Annotated in this window: 13 protein-coding genes, 2 pseudogenes and 1 riboswitch; of the genes and pseudogenes, 11 read left to right on the forward strand and 4 right to left on the reverse strand. The window is 36.2% G+C overall.

Annotated elements, in window-relative coordinates:
• Nucleotides 1-2: 2 nt before the first annotated feature.
• Both BMY13_RS08155 and BMY13_RS08160 read right to left on the reverse strand, forming a co-directional pair.
• Nucleotides 3-797: a YqhG family protein gene (locus tag BMY13_RS08155; RefSeq protein ID WP_092503801.1), complete on the reverse strand. Its 795-nt coding sequence runs from the start codon at nt 795-797 to the stop codon at nt 3-5.
• Entirely contained in the window at nt 787-2,445 is a 1,659-nt protein-coding gene (locus tag BMY13_RS08160) for a DEAD/DEAH box helicase (protein ID WP_092492583.1), read from the reverse strand. Before BMY13_RS08160 ends, BMY13_RS08155 begins: the two co-directional genes overlap by 11 nt.
• A 138-nt stretch (nt 2,446-2,583) precedes the next feature.
• A riboswitch (glycine riboswitch) is annotated at nt 2,584-2,672 on the forward strand.
• 169 nt (nt 2,673-2,841) lie between these two features.
• Here BMY13_RS08160 and gcvT point away from each other — a divergent pair.
• From gcvT to gcvPB, 3 genes are read left to right on the forward strand one after another with little or no spacing between them, the layout of a single operon-like run.
• A complete protein-coding gene (gene gcvT, locus BMY13_RS08165; RefSeq protein WP_092492584.1) occupies nt 2,842-3,948 on the forward strand; it encodes a glycine cleavage system aminomethyltransferase GcvT in 1,107 nt (368 codons plus the stop codon).
• 14 nt (nt 3,949-3,962) lie between these two features.
• Entirely contained in the window at nt 3,963-5,312 is a 1,350-nt protein-coding gene (gene gcvPA / locus BMY13_RS08170; protein ID WP_092503803.1) for an aminomethyl-transferring glycine dehydrogenase subunit GcvPA, read from the forward strand.
• Nucleotides 5,305-6,762: an aminomethyl-transferring glycine dehydrogenase subunit GcvPB gene (gene gcvPB, locus BMY13_RS08175; RefSeq protein ID WP_092503805.1), complete on the forward strand. Its 1,458-nt coding sequence runs from the start codon at nt 5,305-5,307 to the stop codon at nt 6,760-6,762. The genes gcvPA and gcvPB overlap by 8 nt, the downstream gene beginning before the upstream one ends.
• A gap of 22 nt (nt 6,763-6,784) precedes the next feature.
• Here gcvPB and BMY13_RS08180 read toward each other — a convergent pair whose 3' ends face one another.
• A complete protein-coding gene (locus tag BMY13_RS08180) occupies nt 6,785-7,156 on the reverse strand; it encodes a rhodanese-like domain-containing protein (protein WP_092503807.1) in 372 nt (123 codons plus the stop codon).
• A gap of 433 nt (nt 7,157-7,589) precedes the next feature.
• On the opposite strand from BMY13_RS08180, the pseudogene BMY13_RS08185 reads away from it, so the two are divergent.
• The 4 genes and pseudogenes from BMY13_RS08185 to BMY13_RS08200 all read left to right on the forward strand — a co-directional run.
• Nucleotides 7,590-8,384 (forward strand): annotated as a pseudogene (locus BMY13_RS08185) (ribonucleotide reductase N-terminal alpha domain-containing protein); the annotation flags it as partial.
• Between the two features lie 310 nt (nt 8,385-8,694).
• Nucleotides 8,695-10,461: pseudogene (locus tag BMY13_RS08190) on the forward strand (vitamin B12-dependent ribonucleotide reductase); the annotation flags it as partial.
• 667 nt (nt 10,462-11,128) lie between these two features.
• On the forward strand, nt 11,129-11,548 hold the full coding sequence (gene mntR, locus BMY13_RS08195) for a transcriptional regulator MntR (RefSeq protein ID WP_092503813.1): 420 nt from the start codon (nt 11,129-11,131) through the stop codon (nt 11,546-11,548).
• Between the two features lie 82 nt (nt 11,549-11,630).
• Nucleotides 11,631-12,521 (forward strand): patatin-like phospholipase family protein, encoded by an 891-nt coding sequence (locus tag BMY13_RS08200; RefSeq protein ID WP_092503815.1) that lies wholly within the window; start codon nt 11,631-11,633, stop codon nt 12,519-12,521.
• 12 nt (nt 12,522-12,533) lie between these two features.
• On the opposite strand, the gene BMY13_RS08205 is transcribed toward BMY13_RS08200, so the two are convergent.
• Nucleotides 12,534-12,908 carry an SA1362 family protein gene (locus tag BMY13_RS08205; RefSeq protein WP_092492592.1) on the reverse strand — a complete coding sequence of 125 codons (375 nt, stop codon included), beginning with the start codon at nt 12,906-12,908 and terminating at the stop codon, nt 12,534-12,536.
• Between the two features lie 276 nt (nt 12,909-13,184).
• On the opposite strand from BMY13_RS08205, the gene BMY13_RS08210 reads away from it, so the two are divergent.
• The 4 genes from BMY13_RS08210 (at nt 13,185) to efp (ending at nt 15,874) form a co-directional block, all read left to right on the forward strand.
• Nucleotides 13,185-13,700: a YqhR family membrane protein gene (locus tag BMY13_RS08210; RefSeq protein ID WP_245736060.1), complete on the forward strand. Its 516-nt coding sequence runs from the start codon at nt 13,185-13,187 to the stop codon at nt 13,698-13,700.
• A gap of 89 nt (nt 13,701-13,789) precedes the next feature.
• Nucleotides 13,790-14,221: a type II 3-dehydroquinate dehydratase gene (gene aroQ / locus BMY13_RS08215; RefSeq protein ID WP_092503819.1), complete on the forward strand. Its 432-nt coding sequence runs from the start codon at nt 13,790-13,792 to the stop codon at nt 14,219-14,221.
• Nucleotides 14,222-14,235: 14 nt separating this feature from the next.
• The gene (locus BMY13_RS08220; protein ID WP_092503821.1) at nt 14,236-15,297 is read left to right on the forward strand and encodes a M24 family metallopeptidase; all 1,062 of its coding nucleotides are present in this window, start codon (nt 14,236-14,238) and stop codon (nt 15,295-15,297) included.
• 19 nt (nt 15,298-15,316) lie between these two features.
• Nucleotides 15,317-15,874 carry an elongation factor P gene (gene efp, locus BMY13_RS08225; RefSeq protein ID WP_092492596.1) on the forward strand — a complete coding sequence of 186 codons (558 nt, stop codon included), beginning with the start codon at nt 15,317-15,319 and terminating at the stop codon, nt 15,872-15,874.
• Nucleotides 15,875-16,157 lie beyond the last annotated feature (283 nt).

The following is a 16,157-nucleotide window of genomic DNA, read 5'->3' on the forward strand; positions in this document are numbered from 1 at the left end:
TTTTAACTAATAGCGTTTTCTGCTAAATAAAATATACCGCCATTTATAACTTTGAAAGTTATGCGTGGATTATACCGCTTTTTAATTTCTCCAATTTCCTTATACATTTCTTGTTGCGTATTTTCTTCATTATCATTTCTACTGTAAAAATGGGTTAGCAGTTTAATTTCTTCTTCCATTGTTTCAATTGATTTTTCTGCCCAATCGTGTGTTTGATTATGAATATAACTTTCAAGAACAGATTCAATCCTGGTAAATCCGCTTTTTAGTCTGATTATCGGCGAAATAGTATAGCAGTAATCTGAGATCGTCAAATGTAGTGTTTTCTCTTCTAAAAGCTCCATCATATCTGTTTTCATGGAGCCATTTACCAGGTGCAGACCAATTGAAAAGATTTCATCTCTTTTCTGCTTCCCTTGATAACTGATTTTAATGTTCGTAACCAGCCATGGAAATAAAGCTGTTTTCTGATTCGTGTCTATACGTTCAAAAAGTTTCGTATACGTTTCTTCCTGTCTTAACTTATTGAGAATCTGTTGTAATCGTGGACTCCCGAAATGAACCCATTCCCCTTTTTCATCTCTTTTTTCAGGGTTTGTGATTAACGTGAGCTGCATAGGGTCTCCGGGATTACCAATCTTTTTAATGTAATGCCAATAAAACGGCCGATTCATTAAAGCACGATCCATATTCTCTGTTAACTGAACAGTAAGAACACCTTCATTGTTATAGACAAATTTACAGTGGTTTGCTGTAAAATAAGACTCTAAAAAGTGGTGTAAATTTTTAATTGCCATATTGCTGCTCCTTCTGCTCTGTCTGATCATGTGTCAATTTGATGATTGAAGAAAGGTTATCCAGTTTTATTCTTGCCTCACCAGTAGAAGAGGATTCAGAAAAAATGGATTGTATTTCCGATTCTATGTCATTTATATTCAGTTCGGCCAAAATACTGTCTAATTGGCCAATAACTTGTTCAAATAAATTTATTTTTTCATACAAAAGCGTCATAATATGCTCCTCCACGGTACCGCGAATTGCCAAATTGTAAATATGAACATCATTTTGCTGACCATAGCGGTGTATCCTGCCAATTCGCTGTTCTAATCGCATCGGATTCCATGGCAAATCATAATTAATCAGATGGTTGCAAAATTGGAGGTTAATTCCCTCACCACCAGCCTCGGTCGCAATCAATACTTGTGCATGATTTTCAAACAATTGCTTCATCCAATCTTTTTTACCTTTTTTGAATCCGCCTCTAAAAGGTACTGATGTAATATCGTTCTCTTTCAGATACCATTGTAAGTATAATTGTGTAGCACGGTATTCAGTAAAAATAATTACTTTTTCATCGCCTAATTGTTTAATGACTTCTACTGCTTTTTCAGCCTTTACATGTTGGGGAAGCTGTTCAATTTTATCTGTGATTGGTTTTATTACATCTACTTTTTCATTGCTTGTCATCATCTTCTGTAGTGATAAGAAGCATGCTTCTCTCGATGAACAGAGCTCTCTAAGTAATGTGATTTTTGAGAATGTAGCAAAGACCTCTGTTACACTTTGCAGGTGTGAATAGACATCCTGTTCTTCTTTTTTAAAATCAATCCATATCGTCTCGATTTTTCTTTTTACCTTATCAAATTCCGTGTTTTTTCGTGTATTTCGAATCATTACTTTTTGGACTAATTGTTTCAGGTATTTATCCTGTTTTATTTTTTTACGGTCCTTACCATACTGTTCCAGGAAGCTGTCGTAATCGCCTAAGTGACCTGGTTTTAAAATGGATACCAAATTGAATATTTCCACTAAACGATTTTGAACTGGTGTAGCAGTTAATAATAAACAATATTTTTTCTTTAACGATCGAACAAACGCAAAGTTTTTTGTTTTGTGGTTCTTCAGTTTATGGGCTTCATCAATTAATATAAAGTCATAGTCAATATCAAGTATATGTTCGCGATGTGGAGAACGCTTAGCTGTGTCAATAGATGTAATCATAATTTCAGTCTGATCCCATGAATAATTCTTTCGATGTGGAATTGCTGGAATATAAAATTTTTCATTTAATTCCTTGGCCCATTGATTTACGAGGGAAGCAGGAACCAGTATGAGTACTTTTTTTACAAGTCCTCTCAGCATATATTCTTTTAAAATAAGACCAGCTTCTATTGTTTTTCCAAGCCCTACTTCATCAGCTAAAATTGCTCGGCCATTCATTTCTTCTATAACTTGATTAGCACAGGATATTTGGTGTTCAAGAAATTCCATATGTGGCAAATAATCTAGTGATTTTAACCCTTCAAACGATGGCGCCATAGTAGTTAACTCGGCTTGATAGGTCATTTGGAAAAGCTCCCAGGGTGAGAAAGGTCCTTCTTTTTCAAGAGTTGTTTCGAATTTATCTATAAAGAGGGAATCTTTTTGAAGTTCAATGCGGTCCATAACATACTTCCTTTTAAAAGAGTTATCTTATCTCTACTTTTTACCTTATTCATATGCTATAATGAGACTTATAATAAGGTAGATATTTCTTAGTAACTGATACATAGTATAACCAAAATAACTAATTTCATTATGCGAATGAGTACAAGGGGAGAGCTTACTTTTATGTAACGCCGAAGGAGCAAACATTGTGTGAATCTCTCAGGCAAAAAGACTCTTGTATGACGCAACTCTGGAGAGTGTTTACTTTTGGTAAACCACCAACGAAGCAAATGCTTTTAGGAATTTGTATTCAGTTCCTTGGCATGCAACTTTCAGGTTGAAGGACAGAGATTTCCCTGTATATCAGAGAAATCTCTATTTTTATGTGGAAGATTAATTAAAGGAGTGGATGGAATGAGTGAGCTGAAAAGAACCCCATTGTTTCCTGAATATGAAAAAGCAGGGGGGAAGACAGTCGATTTTGGAGGATGGGACTTACCGGTACAATTCAAGGGTATAAAGCATGAGCATGAAGTTACCAGAACAAAAGCTGGATTATTTGATGTTTCGCACATGGGCGAAATTATGGTAAAAGGTTCAAACAGCAAGGATTTTTTACAGAAAGTAACAACAAACGATGTTTCCACATTAACTCCAAAGCGTGCACAATATACATTTATGTGTTATCACGATGGTGGAACAGTTGATGATTTTATTATTTACATGCTGGAGGAAGACCACTATTTATTAGTTGTGAATGCAGCCAATACAGAAAAAGATTTTGAATGGTTAACAGAAAACAATGACACAGGGGTTTCAATTGAAAACGTATCATCTGAGTATGTACAGCTCGCACTTCAAGGCCCACAGGCTGAATTAATTCTTCAACGCTTGACAGATACCGATCTAAGTGAAATAAAATTTTTCCGTTTTGAAAACTCTGTTTACTTTTCTACAATCGATTCAGGTGCAATTGTATCCAGGACTGGGTATACAGGTGAAGACGGATTTGAGATCTATATCGCTGCCGATAAAGGAAGTGATCTGTGGAAGCTGATTCTTGAAGCAGGTGAGGATGATGGTGTGGAACCAATCGGGCTTGGCGCAAGAGATACACTTCGTTTTGAGGCGAAATTAGCATTATACGGTCAGGAGCTCTCAAAAGACATAACCCCAATTGAGGCAGGTATGAAGTTTGCAGTTAAAGTCAACAAAGAAGCAGACTTTATTGGAAAAGAAGTGCTGAAGCATCAGGCAGAAAATGGTCCTGACAGAAAGCTTGTAGGTATTGAAATGATTGATAAAGGTATTCCTCGTACGGGATATCAGTTGTACGCCGAAAATTCTGAAGTAGGATTTGTTACTACTGGAACACAGTCACCAACATTGCAAAAGAATGTCGGGCTAGCACTAGTGAAAAGCGAGTTTGCTGAACTTGGGACAGAGCTGTTTGTACAAGTACGCAAACGAAGACTAAAGGCAGAAGTTGTTAAAACGCCATTTTACAAACGCGATAAATAGGGAGGGTTTTTTACATGGAATTTCGTTATTTACCAATGACTGAAACTGATAAAAAGGAAATGCTTGAAACAATTGGTGTTGGGTCATCTGAAGAACTATTTTCTGATATTCCCGATCAAGTTCGTTTTAAAGGTGAATTGGAGCTCAAAAAACCGGCAAATGAAGCACAGTTAAAAAAAGAACTAGCAGCTATGGCCAAGAAAAACGCAAACCTGATAGAATACAGTTCATTTTTAGGTGCCGGCGTTTATGATCATTTTATTCCTTCAGTTGTTGATCATGTGATTTCAAGATCAGAATTTTATACAGCTTATACACCATACCAGCCCGAAATATCACAAGGGGAATTACAAGCAATTTTTGAATTTCAGACAATGATTTGTGAATTAACTGGTATGGGGGTCGCCAACTCTTCCATGTATGATGGCGGAACAGCATTAGCGGAAGCTGTAAATTTAAGTGCTGGTCAAACCAAGCGTAAAAAAATTCTTGTATCAAAGGCTATCCATCCTGAGTCAAGAGCAGTTATAGATTCATACGCGAAAGGACCAAACCTTGAAATTGTTGAAATTGATCATCATAATGGGCGCACAGATTTGAAGCAACTAAATGATGAATTAGATGAAAATACTGCAAGTGTCGTTATGCAGTATCCAAACTTCTTTGGCCAAATCGAACCATTGCATGAAGTAAACGAAATGATCAGTCAACAAAAGAAAACAATGTTTATTGTATCCAGTAACCCATTAGCATTAGGGTATTTGACGCCCCCAGGTGAGTTTGGCGCTGATATTGTTGTAGGGGACACTCAAGTATTTGGTATTCCTGCACAATTTGGCGGTCCGCACTGTGGATATTTTGCGACAACTCATAAATTAATGCGTAAAGTTCCTGGACGTTTAGTTGGCCAAACAACAGATGAAGATGGGCAACGTGGGTTTGTACTTACACTACAGGCAAGAGAGCAGCATATCAGACGCGATAAGGCCACATCGAATATATGTTCAAATCAAGCGTTAAATGCACTTGCGAGTTCTGTAGCAATGAGTTCAATTGGTAAGAATGGTATCAAAAAAATGGCTGTATTGAATATGCAAAAAGCGCGTTACGCTAAGCAAAAATTAGAGGAAACTGGTATTGAAGTAATATCACAGGGGGCATTTTTCAATGAATTAGTTGTAAAACTCTCTGAAAATGTTGCAAATGTAAATGAAAAGCTCTTAGACAAAGGCATAATCGGCGGGTATGATCTGGAACAGGCTTACCCTGACTTAAAAGGACATATGCTGATTGCTGTAACAGAAATTCGTACAAAAGAAGAAATTGATACTTTTGTAAAAGAATTGGGGGATATTCATGGCTAATACAGATTTTCCGTTAATTTTCGAACGTAGTAAAGAAGGAAGAACCGGTTATAGTTTTCCAGAATTTGATGTTCCGGAATTCAACTTAGAAAATGAATTTGAAGATTCATATATTCGAAAGGAAGCACCCGATTTACCTGAAGTAAGTGAGCTGGAAATTATGCGTCACTATACAGCTTTATCAAAGCGAAATTATGGTGTAGATTCCGGATTTTATCCATTGGGTTCTTGTACAATGAAATATAACCCAAAAATAAATGAAGATATTGCAAGACTTGACGGGTTTAGTTATATTCATCCACATCAGGATCCTAAGAGTGTGCAAGGTGCCATGGAAATGATGTATGATCTGCAGACGTCACTGAGAGAGATAACTGGCATGCATGAAGTTTCTTTACAGCCAGCCGCAGGAGCACAAGGTGAATGGACTGGATTGATGATGATTCGTGCATTCCATGAAGCAAATGGCGATTACAACCGGACAAAAGTAATTGTACCTGACTCGGCGCACGGAACAAATCCAGCTTCAGCTAAAGTGGCAGGATTTGATGCAGTTACGGTAAAATCTAATGATAAAGGTTTAGTAGATCTGGAGGATCTTAAAAGAGTTGTTGGTAAGGATACCGCAGCTTTAATGCTTACTAATCCGAATACATTAGGTTTATTTGAAACCGAGATATTGGAAATGGCTGAAATAATTCATGGTGCTGGTGGCAAATTGTACTATGATGGAGCAAACCTAAATGCAATTATGGGATATACCAGACCTGGGGACATGGGATTTGATGTTGTACATTTGAACCTGCATAAGACATTTACAGGTCCTCATGGCGGCGGTGGTCCAGGATCAGGCCCAGTCGGTGTTAGTAGTGAATTGGCTGCATATTTACCAAAGCCCTTACTTGTTAAAAAAGATAATTTATATACCTTTGATTATGATCGTCCTGATTCAATTGGGCGAGTTAAACCTTACTATGGGAATTTTGGTATTAATTTACGTGCATATACGTATATTCGTACTATGGGCGCTGAAGGGCTCAAAAAGGTGAGTGAGTACGCAGTAATAAATGCAAACTACATGATGCGTAAACTAGAGAAGGAATACGTATTACCATATCAGCAACACTGTAAACATGAATTTGTTATATCAGGTAAAAAACAGAAAAAATTAGGTGTGCGGACACTAGATATTGCTAAGCGTTTGCTAGATTATGGCTATCATCCACCTACAATTTACTTCCCAATAAACGTAGAAGAGGCAATGATGGTTGAACCAACAGAAACAGAATCAAAAGAAACATTAGATGGTTTTATCGGTACAATGATGAAAATCTCCGATGAAGCGAAATATAATCCGGAATTAGTTCAGGAAGCGCCTTTCAACACAATTGTTAAACGTATGGATGAAACAACAGCAGCGAGGAAACCTATATTACGATATGAAAAGTAAGAAAACGGATGAGGTAATTACCTCATCCGTTTTTAATCTTTCCTGTCCATTTTTTAAATCCGCCTTTTAGCTGATTTATATCTGTATACCCCTTTTTGTGAAGTAACTGAGCTGCCCTGGCTGATCTGGAACCACTCTGGCAATAAAGGTATAATGGCTTATCTTTTCGCATCTCCACAAGTCGTTGCTTCATTTGTGTCACTGGAATATTTCTGGCCCCAAGAATATGACCTTTCTTAAATTCCTGTGGTTCCCTTACATCAATTAGCTGTGCCTTGCGATAACCTTCACGAAATTGATCTTCGGTTAATATGGTGACGACGTTTTTTTGTCTGAAATACCGGAAAATTCCTACTCCGACTAAAACGACAATTCCTATTACTAAATATTCCATTGTTTATCCCCCGTAACTTTCATTTGTGTCTACTCTATTATATTGTGGATTAGCTATTATTTCAAAGTATTTTTCTTATCTTATTTTATTGATAGGACTATTTACTTATTTTTTGGTTATGGCTGAACACTAATAATTGCTAAAAAAGCACAGTAATGCAGTATTAAAACTATATAATCTAGTAGGTATTTAAGAATGAATATGAAGTATATGAAAATGGTGAGGAATACTGGGTTTTTAGTAACTTCCTTAATTTTTCTCTATTTTTCTCGATATATTATCACGTTTTGATGATTGACAGATTAGAATTCATTTGTTCAAATCTCAATATATAGTATTTATTTTAAAATATTAACACTATATATTGTTTTTAGTATATCAATTATGATATCTTATATTATAACAAATAAATAGTTAAAGGAGCGATCAAAAAATGTCGATTGCTGTTGAGAGCGGAAAAAAAATAGATATTAAAATGCTAAATGAAGACATCAAATCGTTTCCGCAAGTACATCCTATTACCGATGACATGAAAATTACACACAAAGGTGTATCCCGTTTGGTTATGCTGGATCGATATGCTTTTAAGGATACTGAGAAAAAGACATTGCAAGAAGGCGACTTTGTCGTTTTAACTGTGAAAGCAGATCCGAAATTTCCTGCACGTGGACTGGGTTATGTAAAATCAATAGACTGGCAACATAAAGAAGCAGATATTCAAGTAGATTCACAGTTTGTATCTGTACTGGATAATGAGCAAGAAGCTTCTACGGGTGTCGTAAAGCGTTCACTTGATGTTATTGATAAACCTTTGGAAGTTTATTATGAACAAATTGCAAGAAGAAATGCCACAGGGCTTTCCAACGTTGAAACGACAGTAGTGAAGCAGAAAGAGTGGTTTGAGAAGTTTACGGATGAGTTAGGGTCGTTGAATTTTATTCCAGCAGGACGGGTATTATACGGTGCTGGTGCCGAAACAGATGTTACGTACTTTAACTGCTATGTCATGCCTTACATCAAAGATTCACGAGAAGGAATATCTGATCATCGTAAACAGGTGATGGAGATTATGAGCAGAGGTGGTGGGGTTGGAACAAATGGATCAACTCTAAGACCTCGTAATACATTAGCAAGAGGTGTAAACGGAAAGTCATCAGGATCAGTTTCCTGGCTGGATGATATTGCAAAACTTACACATCTGGTAGAACAAGGCGGATCAAGACGTGGTAAACAAAAGTGCCTCGTCTATAAATTAACCTCGTGAATTGCTGGAAACTCTTTAATGACTTGCTGGCTACAACGTAACTGGAAACAGTAAGCGTGAATGCTAAAAAACAGCGAGTGGAAAAAGACAATCAGCAGCCAAGCTTTGTATAGAAGAAGGTTCAACGACCATCGAAAGCACGTCTTAGACGGAAGTGAGTAGAGTAGAAATCAAGTGATTTCGAAGCGCGAGGACACATTTTAAATGTGTAAGATATGGTCTGAACTCTAAGGTGACTTAGAGAGTTGTTTTAACGAATCAACGTAACAAATTGGCTCAAATGATTATGTTAGTAGATTCTCACCCTGATATTATCGAATTTATTATCTCGAAAATGCAGAATCCGAGAATTCTACGCTATTTGATAGAAAATACTGAAGATGAACAAATTAAGCGTTTAGCACAGGAAAAACTGCAGTTCACACCATTGACGGAAACAGAAGTGGATTTGTATCAAGGTATCTTAAACTACAATACCATGCCAGGACAAGGTGGTTTTACAGATGCTGCTATCCGTGAAGCAGAAGAAAAGTTATTAACTGGGGGAACCTATTCTGTTCATAATCCAGAGTTCTTAACTGGAGCAAACATTTCTGTTTGTATTACAAAAGAACTAATGGATGCTGTCGAAGATGATGATACCTATGATTTACGTTTTCCTGATGTTGAAAATTATACAAAAGAAGAAATGAAAGCATATAACGAGAACTGGGACAAAGTTGGCGATGTTCGAAAATGGGAAGAAATGGGCTATGGCGTACGTGTTTATCGTCGAGTAAAAGCTAAAGAACTCTGGAATCTAATAAATATATGTGCAACATACTCAGCTGAACCAGGAATATTCTACATTGATAATGCCAATGAAATGACAAATGCAAAAGCATATGGGGACCAAGTAGTTGCAACAAACCCGTGTGGGGAACAGCCACTTGCACCATATTCAGTTTGTAATCTTGCAGCAGTTAACTTAGCAGAAATGGCTGACAAAGATACTAGCACTGTAAACTTCGAGAAATTGAAACAAACCGTTAAAACCGGAGTGCGTATGCAAGATAATGTAATCGATGCAACTCCATACTTTTTAGAAGAAAACAAAAAGCAAGCACTTGGGGAACGTCGGGTTGGACTAGGTGTTATGGGGATGCATGATCTCCTGATTTATTGTGAAACAGAATATGGATCATCTGAAGGTAATAATCTAGTTGATCAAATTTTCGAAGCAATTGCAACTACTGCATATCGCGAATCAATTGAGATAGCCAAAGAAAAAGGGAGTTTCCCATTCCTAATTGGTAACACGGACGAAGAAACTAAATCGCTACGTGAGGCATTTATAAACACTGGTTATATGAAGAAAATGCCTGAAGATATTAGAAAGGATATTTTAGAATATGGTATACGAAATTCACATCTTTTGACTGTGGCTCCAACTGGGTCCACTGGGACAATGGTCGGTGTGAGCACAGGTTTGGAACCATATTTCTCCTTTTCTTACTATAGAAGTGGAAGACTAGGGAAGTTCATTGAAGTTAAGGCTGAAATTGTACAAGAATATTTAGATAGGAATCTTAATCAAAGTTCAGAAAAACTTCCTAGATTCTTTGTAACAGCGATGGATCTTGCACCAGAAGCACATGCGGATACACAGTGCGTTATTCAACGATGGGTTGATAGCTCCATTTCCAAAACAGTAAACGCACCTCGTGGTTATACAGTTGATCAAGTAGAGAATGTATACCATAGACTATATAATGGTGGTGCTAAAGGTGGAACTGTTTATGTAGATGGCAGTCGAGATTCACAAGTACTGACGCTTAAAGCTGAAGAAAACTCAGAGGGTGAACAGACTGAACTATTTCAGGAAACTGAAAAGCCTAAAGTTGTATTAATGGACACCATCCAGGAATTAGATAAAACCAACGTTATGATTGGCTCAGAAGTTGGTGATACGTGTCCAGTTTGCCGAGAAGGCAGTGTGGAAGATATTGGGGGATGCAACACATGTACAAGCTGTGGAGCTCAGCTTAAATGTGGATTATAAGTTATTTAAGGGAAGAATCGACTACAAGTTGGTTCTTTTCTTTTTATTTAGCTGTTTTCAACATTTTGCTGCTGTTTACTGTTCGCAGTTGATATAAACTGCGACGAACTGTGGAAAAATAATTTCAGTGCTATGATACCGTTACGGATATACACTTCGTGCGGGGTCTCGCCGATGCCTTTCCTTCCGCAGGAGTATTCGTTTATTTCCTGTGCTGGATTGTGCTCACTTTAGCCTGAAAATTAACAAGTGCATATCATGATGGACAAACAAGATTTAAAACCATTTAGATTGTCAGCTCCAAGAAACGCGTAGTTCTTTTTAATTCCAATCTTGAAAGCGAAGTATTCTGCCGGAACGAATCTAAACACTCAACCATCATTCGAGAGAAAGCGTAACAAAAGAAAATTCTAAATGTGCCAAAGTTTATATCCTCTTGGCAGTTATGAATGTATATACTTTTATACTGTATGAGTGCAACTATGACATTCATCATAAAGGCTTAATGAATGCTAAGTTTTCTAGTTAATAACATTTTTTTTAGAAATCTGCCTTTGATTTTGTCATCTAAAAGAATACTTGTTTAATTCGTTGATATCTTGTATTATTTTTTATAGAAACATTTTTGCGCATGCTAAAAATTTATTCTTTGAAATGAGTTGATTTTATGCCGACACCGAGCATGGAAGATTATATTGAACAAATTTATAATTTAATTGAAACAAAAGGTTATGCACGTGTTTCTGATATTGCAGAAGCCCTGATAGTGCACCCATCATCAGTGACTAAAATGGTCCAGAAACTTGATAAAGATGAATACTTAAATTATGAGAAATATAGAGGATTTATTTTAACATCAAAAGGAAAAAAGATTGGCGAGCGATTAGTTTTTCGTCATGAGTTACTTGAGGATTTTCTTGAAATTATTGGTGTAGATAATGATAAAATATACGAAGATGTTGAAGGTATTGAGCATCATCTAAGCTGGAATTCAATAGACAGAATTGGTGACTTAGTACAATACTTTAAAGAAGATAAGAATCGTATTGTTGATTTAAAAAAGATTAAAGCAAACGAGGAGAGATAACTAAAAATAGATATGTATATGTGTTCTAATTCCACCTGTATCCTCCTAATATATAATAAAGGTTTTTACAAGGGGAGAATTCATGAATATTGATGGCGTGTTTTCTGGTGGTGGAGTGAAGGCCTATGCACTTATTGGTGCGCTTAAAAGCATTGAAGGGAAAGGTCTATCATTTGAACGAGTAGCTGGAACATCTGCAGGAGCAATAATGTCCACCTTGATTGCAGCAGGATATAAAATTGATGAAATCGAGAAATTAATTCAGGACTTAGATATGCATAAACTTTTGGATGCACCAAAATGGACTACATTAATTCCATATTCAAAATGGATTTTTCTATACTTTCAAATGGGGCTATATAAAGGCGACAAACTGGAGAACTGGTTATACAGACAGTTGGCTAATAAAAATATTTATACGTTTAATGATTTGCAACCCGATTATCTTAAAGTGGTAGTCAGTGATATTTCACTTGGCAGATTAGTTGTTATACCAGATGATCTAGAAAGGGTCTATGGAATTGAACCAAAATATTTTTCTGTTTCAAAGGCTGTTCGAATGAGTGCAGGGTTTCCTTATTTTTTTATGCCAAAAAAACTGCAGGGCAAATCGAAACACAAAAGTCTGATTGTTGACGGGGGGCTTTTGAGCAATTTCCCATTGTGGATTTTTGAAAGTGAAAACAAACGTAATAAAAGACCGATATTAGGGGTTAAATTGAGTGGCTATCCTGAACAACAGTCCCCGCGTAAAGTAAGTAATGCACTTGATATGTTTCATGCCTTATTTTCAACGATGATACAGGCGCATGATGCACGTTACATTTCTAAATCTCAAATAAGTAACATAATGTTTATCCCGGTGGAGCATGTTGAATCAATGAATTTTAATGTTAGTGGTATAACAAAAGAACAACTTATAAAAATGGGCAAAGAAAAAGCCGATCAATTCTTAAGATATTGGCCAAAATAAAAACCAAGCTATCTAAAAAGTAGCTCGGTTTTTTCTTTTTGACTTATTACCATCAATTACTCGTAAATGAGATGCACGTTTATTTAGCTTCTTTTTCATTTGAAGTGGCTGTGGACGTTTAGAAGTAGGACGTGGTTTGTTATTTTGGTTTGTGTATTTTGATTTTGACTGTTTCACTGCTTGCTTATATTTCTTAGTATCGTGGGAAGCGGTTCTTTTTTTGAGAAAGACAAAATAGATTACCGCAAAAACTGCTACGCCAAATCCAAGCATCATTATTATGTTAGTAAGGAAGGAAGCTGTATTTGTAAACAGCTGTGCAATTACGCCAATGACAGCCAATCCTATTATTACATAAACAAATGCGGAAAACTTATTGCGAACCATTTGCACGACCTCCTTTCAATTATTGCATACTAATCTATACCACTATTTTCTACTTTTATATCTTCATTCAAAAAACGTTTTTCTACTTTAAATTCTTTCCGTTCTTGCTCAAAATATTCAATACTGTATTTTTTTCTTTAATAAACTGATCAATTTAACTGTATATCTTTTATTTTACTAGAAAATGGTTAATTTAACTACTCAAAAATTATTGTAATTATAATGAAGTGATTCGTTTTAAAGCAATTGGTAACAATATAAATGGAGGTGTTTGTATTGAAAGAGGGTAAAAATTTAGAGCAAAATAAACAGGAAAGACCTATGTCTCTTATGTCCAGATCTTTAATTACCGGTTTTGTAGGAGGATTAATAGCTAGTTCTTTTGGTGCTATTATGTATTATTTGAGTTTTTCCGAGGTTGCACCAAAAAGTTATTTAATCCGTTCCTGGATAACTGCTGATTGGACAGATGGCTGGCTGGGAAATATGCTATCCATTTTGATGGTAGGAGTCCTATCACTTTTAACAGCATTTATTTATTACGGGATATTTAAAAAAATTGATTCACTTTGGATGGGTGTCGGATATGGAATTATTTTATGGGTTATTGTCTTTTATATCGTACAGCCAATATTCCCAAATATACCAAATTTAATGGATTTGAACAGGTATACGATTGTTTCCACATTATGTCTCTTTATATTATATGGAACTTTTATTGGATATTCCATTTCATACGACTATGCTGATACAATAAGAAAGGAAGAAGAGATAAAAGAAAAGCAGAATTAATCTATGGTTTTACTATTATTCAAAAGTTTTTGTTTATGATAAACTAAAATAGTCCGTAATTATATGAATTATAAAGGAATGAAATGCCGATGAATCGTCTTTTGCTATTAAATGGCCCTAATATTAATTTGTTAGGAAAACGGGAAAAGGAAGTTTATGGGAAATTCACGTTACATGACATTGAAATCGAGGTAGCAGATTTAGCACAAAAACATGGGCATGAGCTAGATTGTTTTCAATCAAATCATGAAGGAGAATTAATTGACCGTCTGCATCAAGCTAACGGGAAGTATACTGGAATAGTCTTTAATCCTGCAGCGTACACTCATACAAGTATTGCTTTGCGTGATGCTATTATGGCAATTGACACACCTGTAATTGAGGTCCATATTTCAAATGTACACAAACGCGAAGCTTTTAGACACAAATCAATGCTTGCGTCAGCATGTTATGGACAAGTTGTAGGGTTCGGATTGAAAAGTTATCGACTGGCAGCGCTGGCATTTTTGGAAAGTAAATAGAAAGGGATGATACGATGGAGAAATTGAATAGACTTCGCAAGGCTTTACAGGAAAATAATCTTGACGCCATTTTAATTACTAGCCCAATAAACAGAAGGTATATGACAGGGTTTACAGGGACAGCAGGTGCCGCAATCGTAAGCAAGGATGAAACACGATTTATTACAGATTTCCGTTACATAGAACAGGCTAACGAAGAGGCTGCCGGGTATACCGTTATAGAACATAAAAAGTTAATACATCAAGAAATTAGTAATCAATTGAATCAATTAAATGTTAAGCGGATTGGTTTTGAAAAAGACCATGTGACATATAATACTTATGAAATATATAAGAAGGAATTTGAAGTTGAGTTAGTACCTGTTAGCGGATTGATAGAGGAGCTTCGTTTAATCAAAACAGACGAAGAGCTGACTATATTAAAGCAAGCTGCGAAAATAGCAGATGATGCATATGAACATATTCAGAGCTATATTAAACCAGGTGTAAAAGAAATAGATATATCAAATGAACTAGAATTCTTTATGAGAAACCAAGGGGCAACCTCTTCAAGCTTTGATATAATTGTTGCATCAGGTTATCGTGCTGCATTGCCTCACGGAGTAGCTTCAGAAAAAAAGATTGAATCAGGTGAGCTTGTCACACTAGATTACGGTGCATCATTTAACGGGTATTGTTCAGATACAACTAGAACTGTTGCCGTTGGAGAAATAAATGATGAGCTAAAGTCAATTTATAATACTGTTCTGGAAGCACAGTTACTTGGTGTTGAAGGTGTGAAACCAGGAATGACGGGGAAAGAAGCAGATGCACTTACTAGAGATTATATAAAGGAAAAAGGCTATGGCGAGTATTTTGGGCATTCAACTGGACATGGACTTGGGATGGAGGTTCATGAAGGACCAGGTCTATCATTCAGATCAGATAAAAAACTGGAACCTGGTATGGTTGTAACTGTTGAACCTGGAATATATGTACCAAATGTTGGCGGATGTCGAATTGAAGATGATATTGTTCTTACAGAAAAGGGAAATGAACGACTAACACATTCTTCTAAAGAATTAATTCATCTATAGGATAGAGGAGGATTTAGAAATGATTTCAGTAAATGATTTTAAGACAGGATTGACGATTGAGGTTGATAATGATATCTGGCAGGTTATGGACTTTCAGCATGTAAAACCAGGAAAGGGTGCGGCGTTTGTTCGTTCAAAATTACGGAACTTACGAAGTGGGAATATCCAGGAAAAAACATTTCGCGGTGGAGAAAAAGTAAATAAGGCACACATCGAACAGAGTAAGATGCAATATTTATACGCATCTGGTGATAGTCATGCATTCATGAATACACACACATACGATCAGCTGGAGTTGCAAACCAGTCAGCTTAAAGATCAGCTACCCTATATAAAAGAAAATATGGAAGTATCTATTATCACCTATGAAGGAGAAGTAATTGGTGTAGAACTTCCAAATAATGTGGAACTAGCCGTAACAGAAACAGAGCCAGGTATAAAAGGTGATACTGCTAGTGGTGGAACAAAACCTGCTACATTAGAAACTGGCCTAATTGTACAAGTTCCATTTTTTATTAATCAAGGAGAAGTATTAGTTATTAATACATCCGACGGTAAATATGTTTCAAGAGCGTAGAAAAAACATAAATTGAGAAGGACGGTCCTATAAAAAGGGATCGTTCTTTTTTTTAGCAGATAAGAAAGCAACATGGCTGCCGAGTGCGCACCCACCATCTATCATGAAAATGTTGTAATCGAATTTTCATATAAATAATGTTGAGCGGTTTTGCGGACACCAAGGGCCTTATTTGTTTGAAATACAGGAAAATGGTGATGTTCACGGACACCAGGGACCTTATTTGTTACAAATCCCCTCTATTAACCATGATATACGTAAAATAAGGGCTTCTGTGTCCGGA

This window comes from Virgibacillus subterraneus, assembly GCF_900110695.1.
GTDB classification, from domain to species: Bacteria; Bacillota; Bacilli; order Bacillales; family Amphibacillaceae; genus Lentibacillus; species Lentibacillus subterraneus.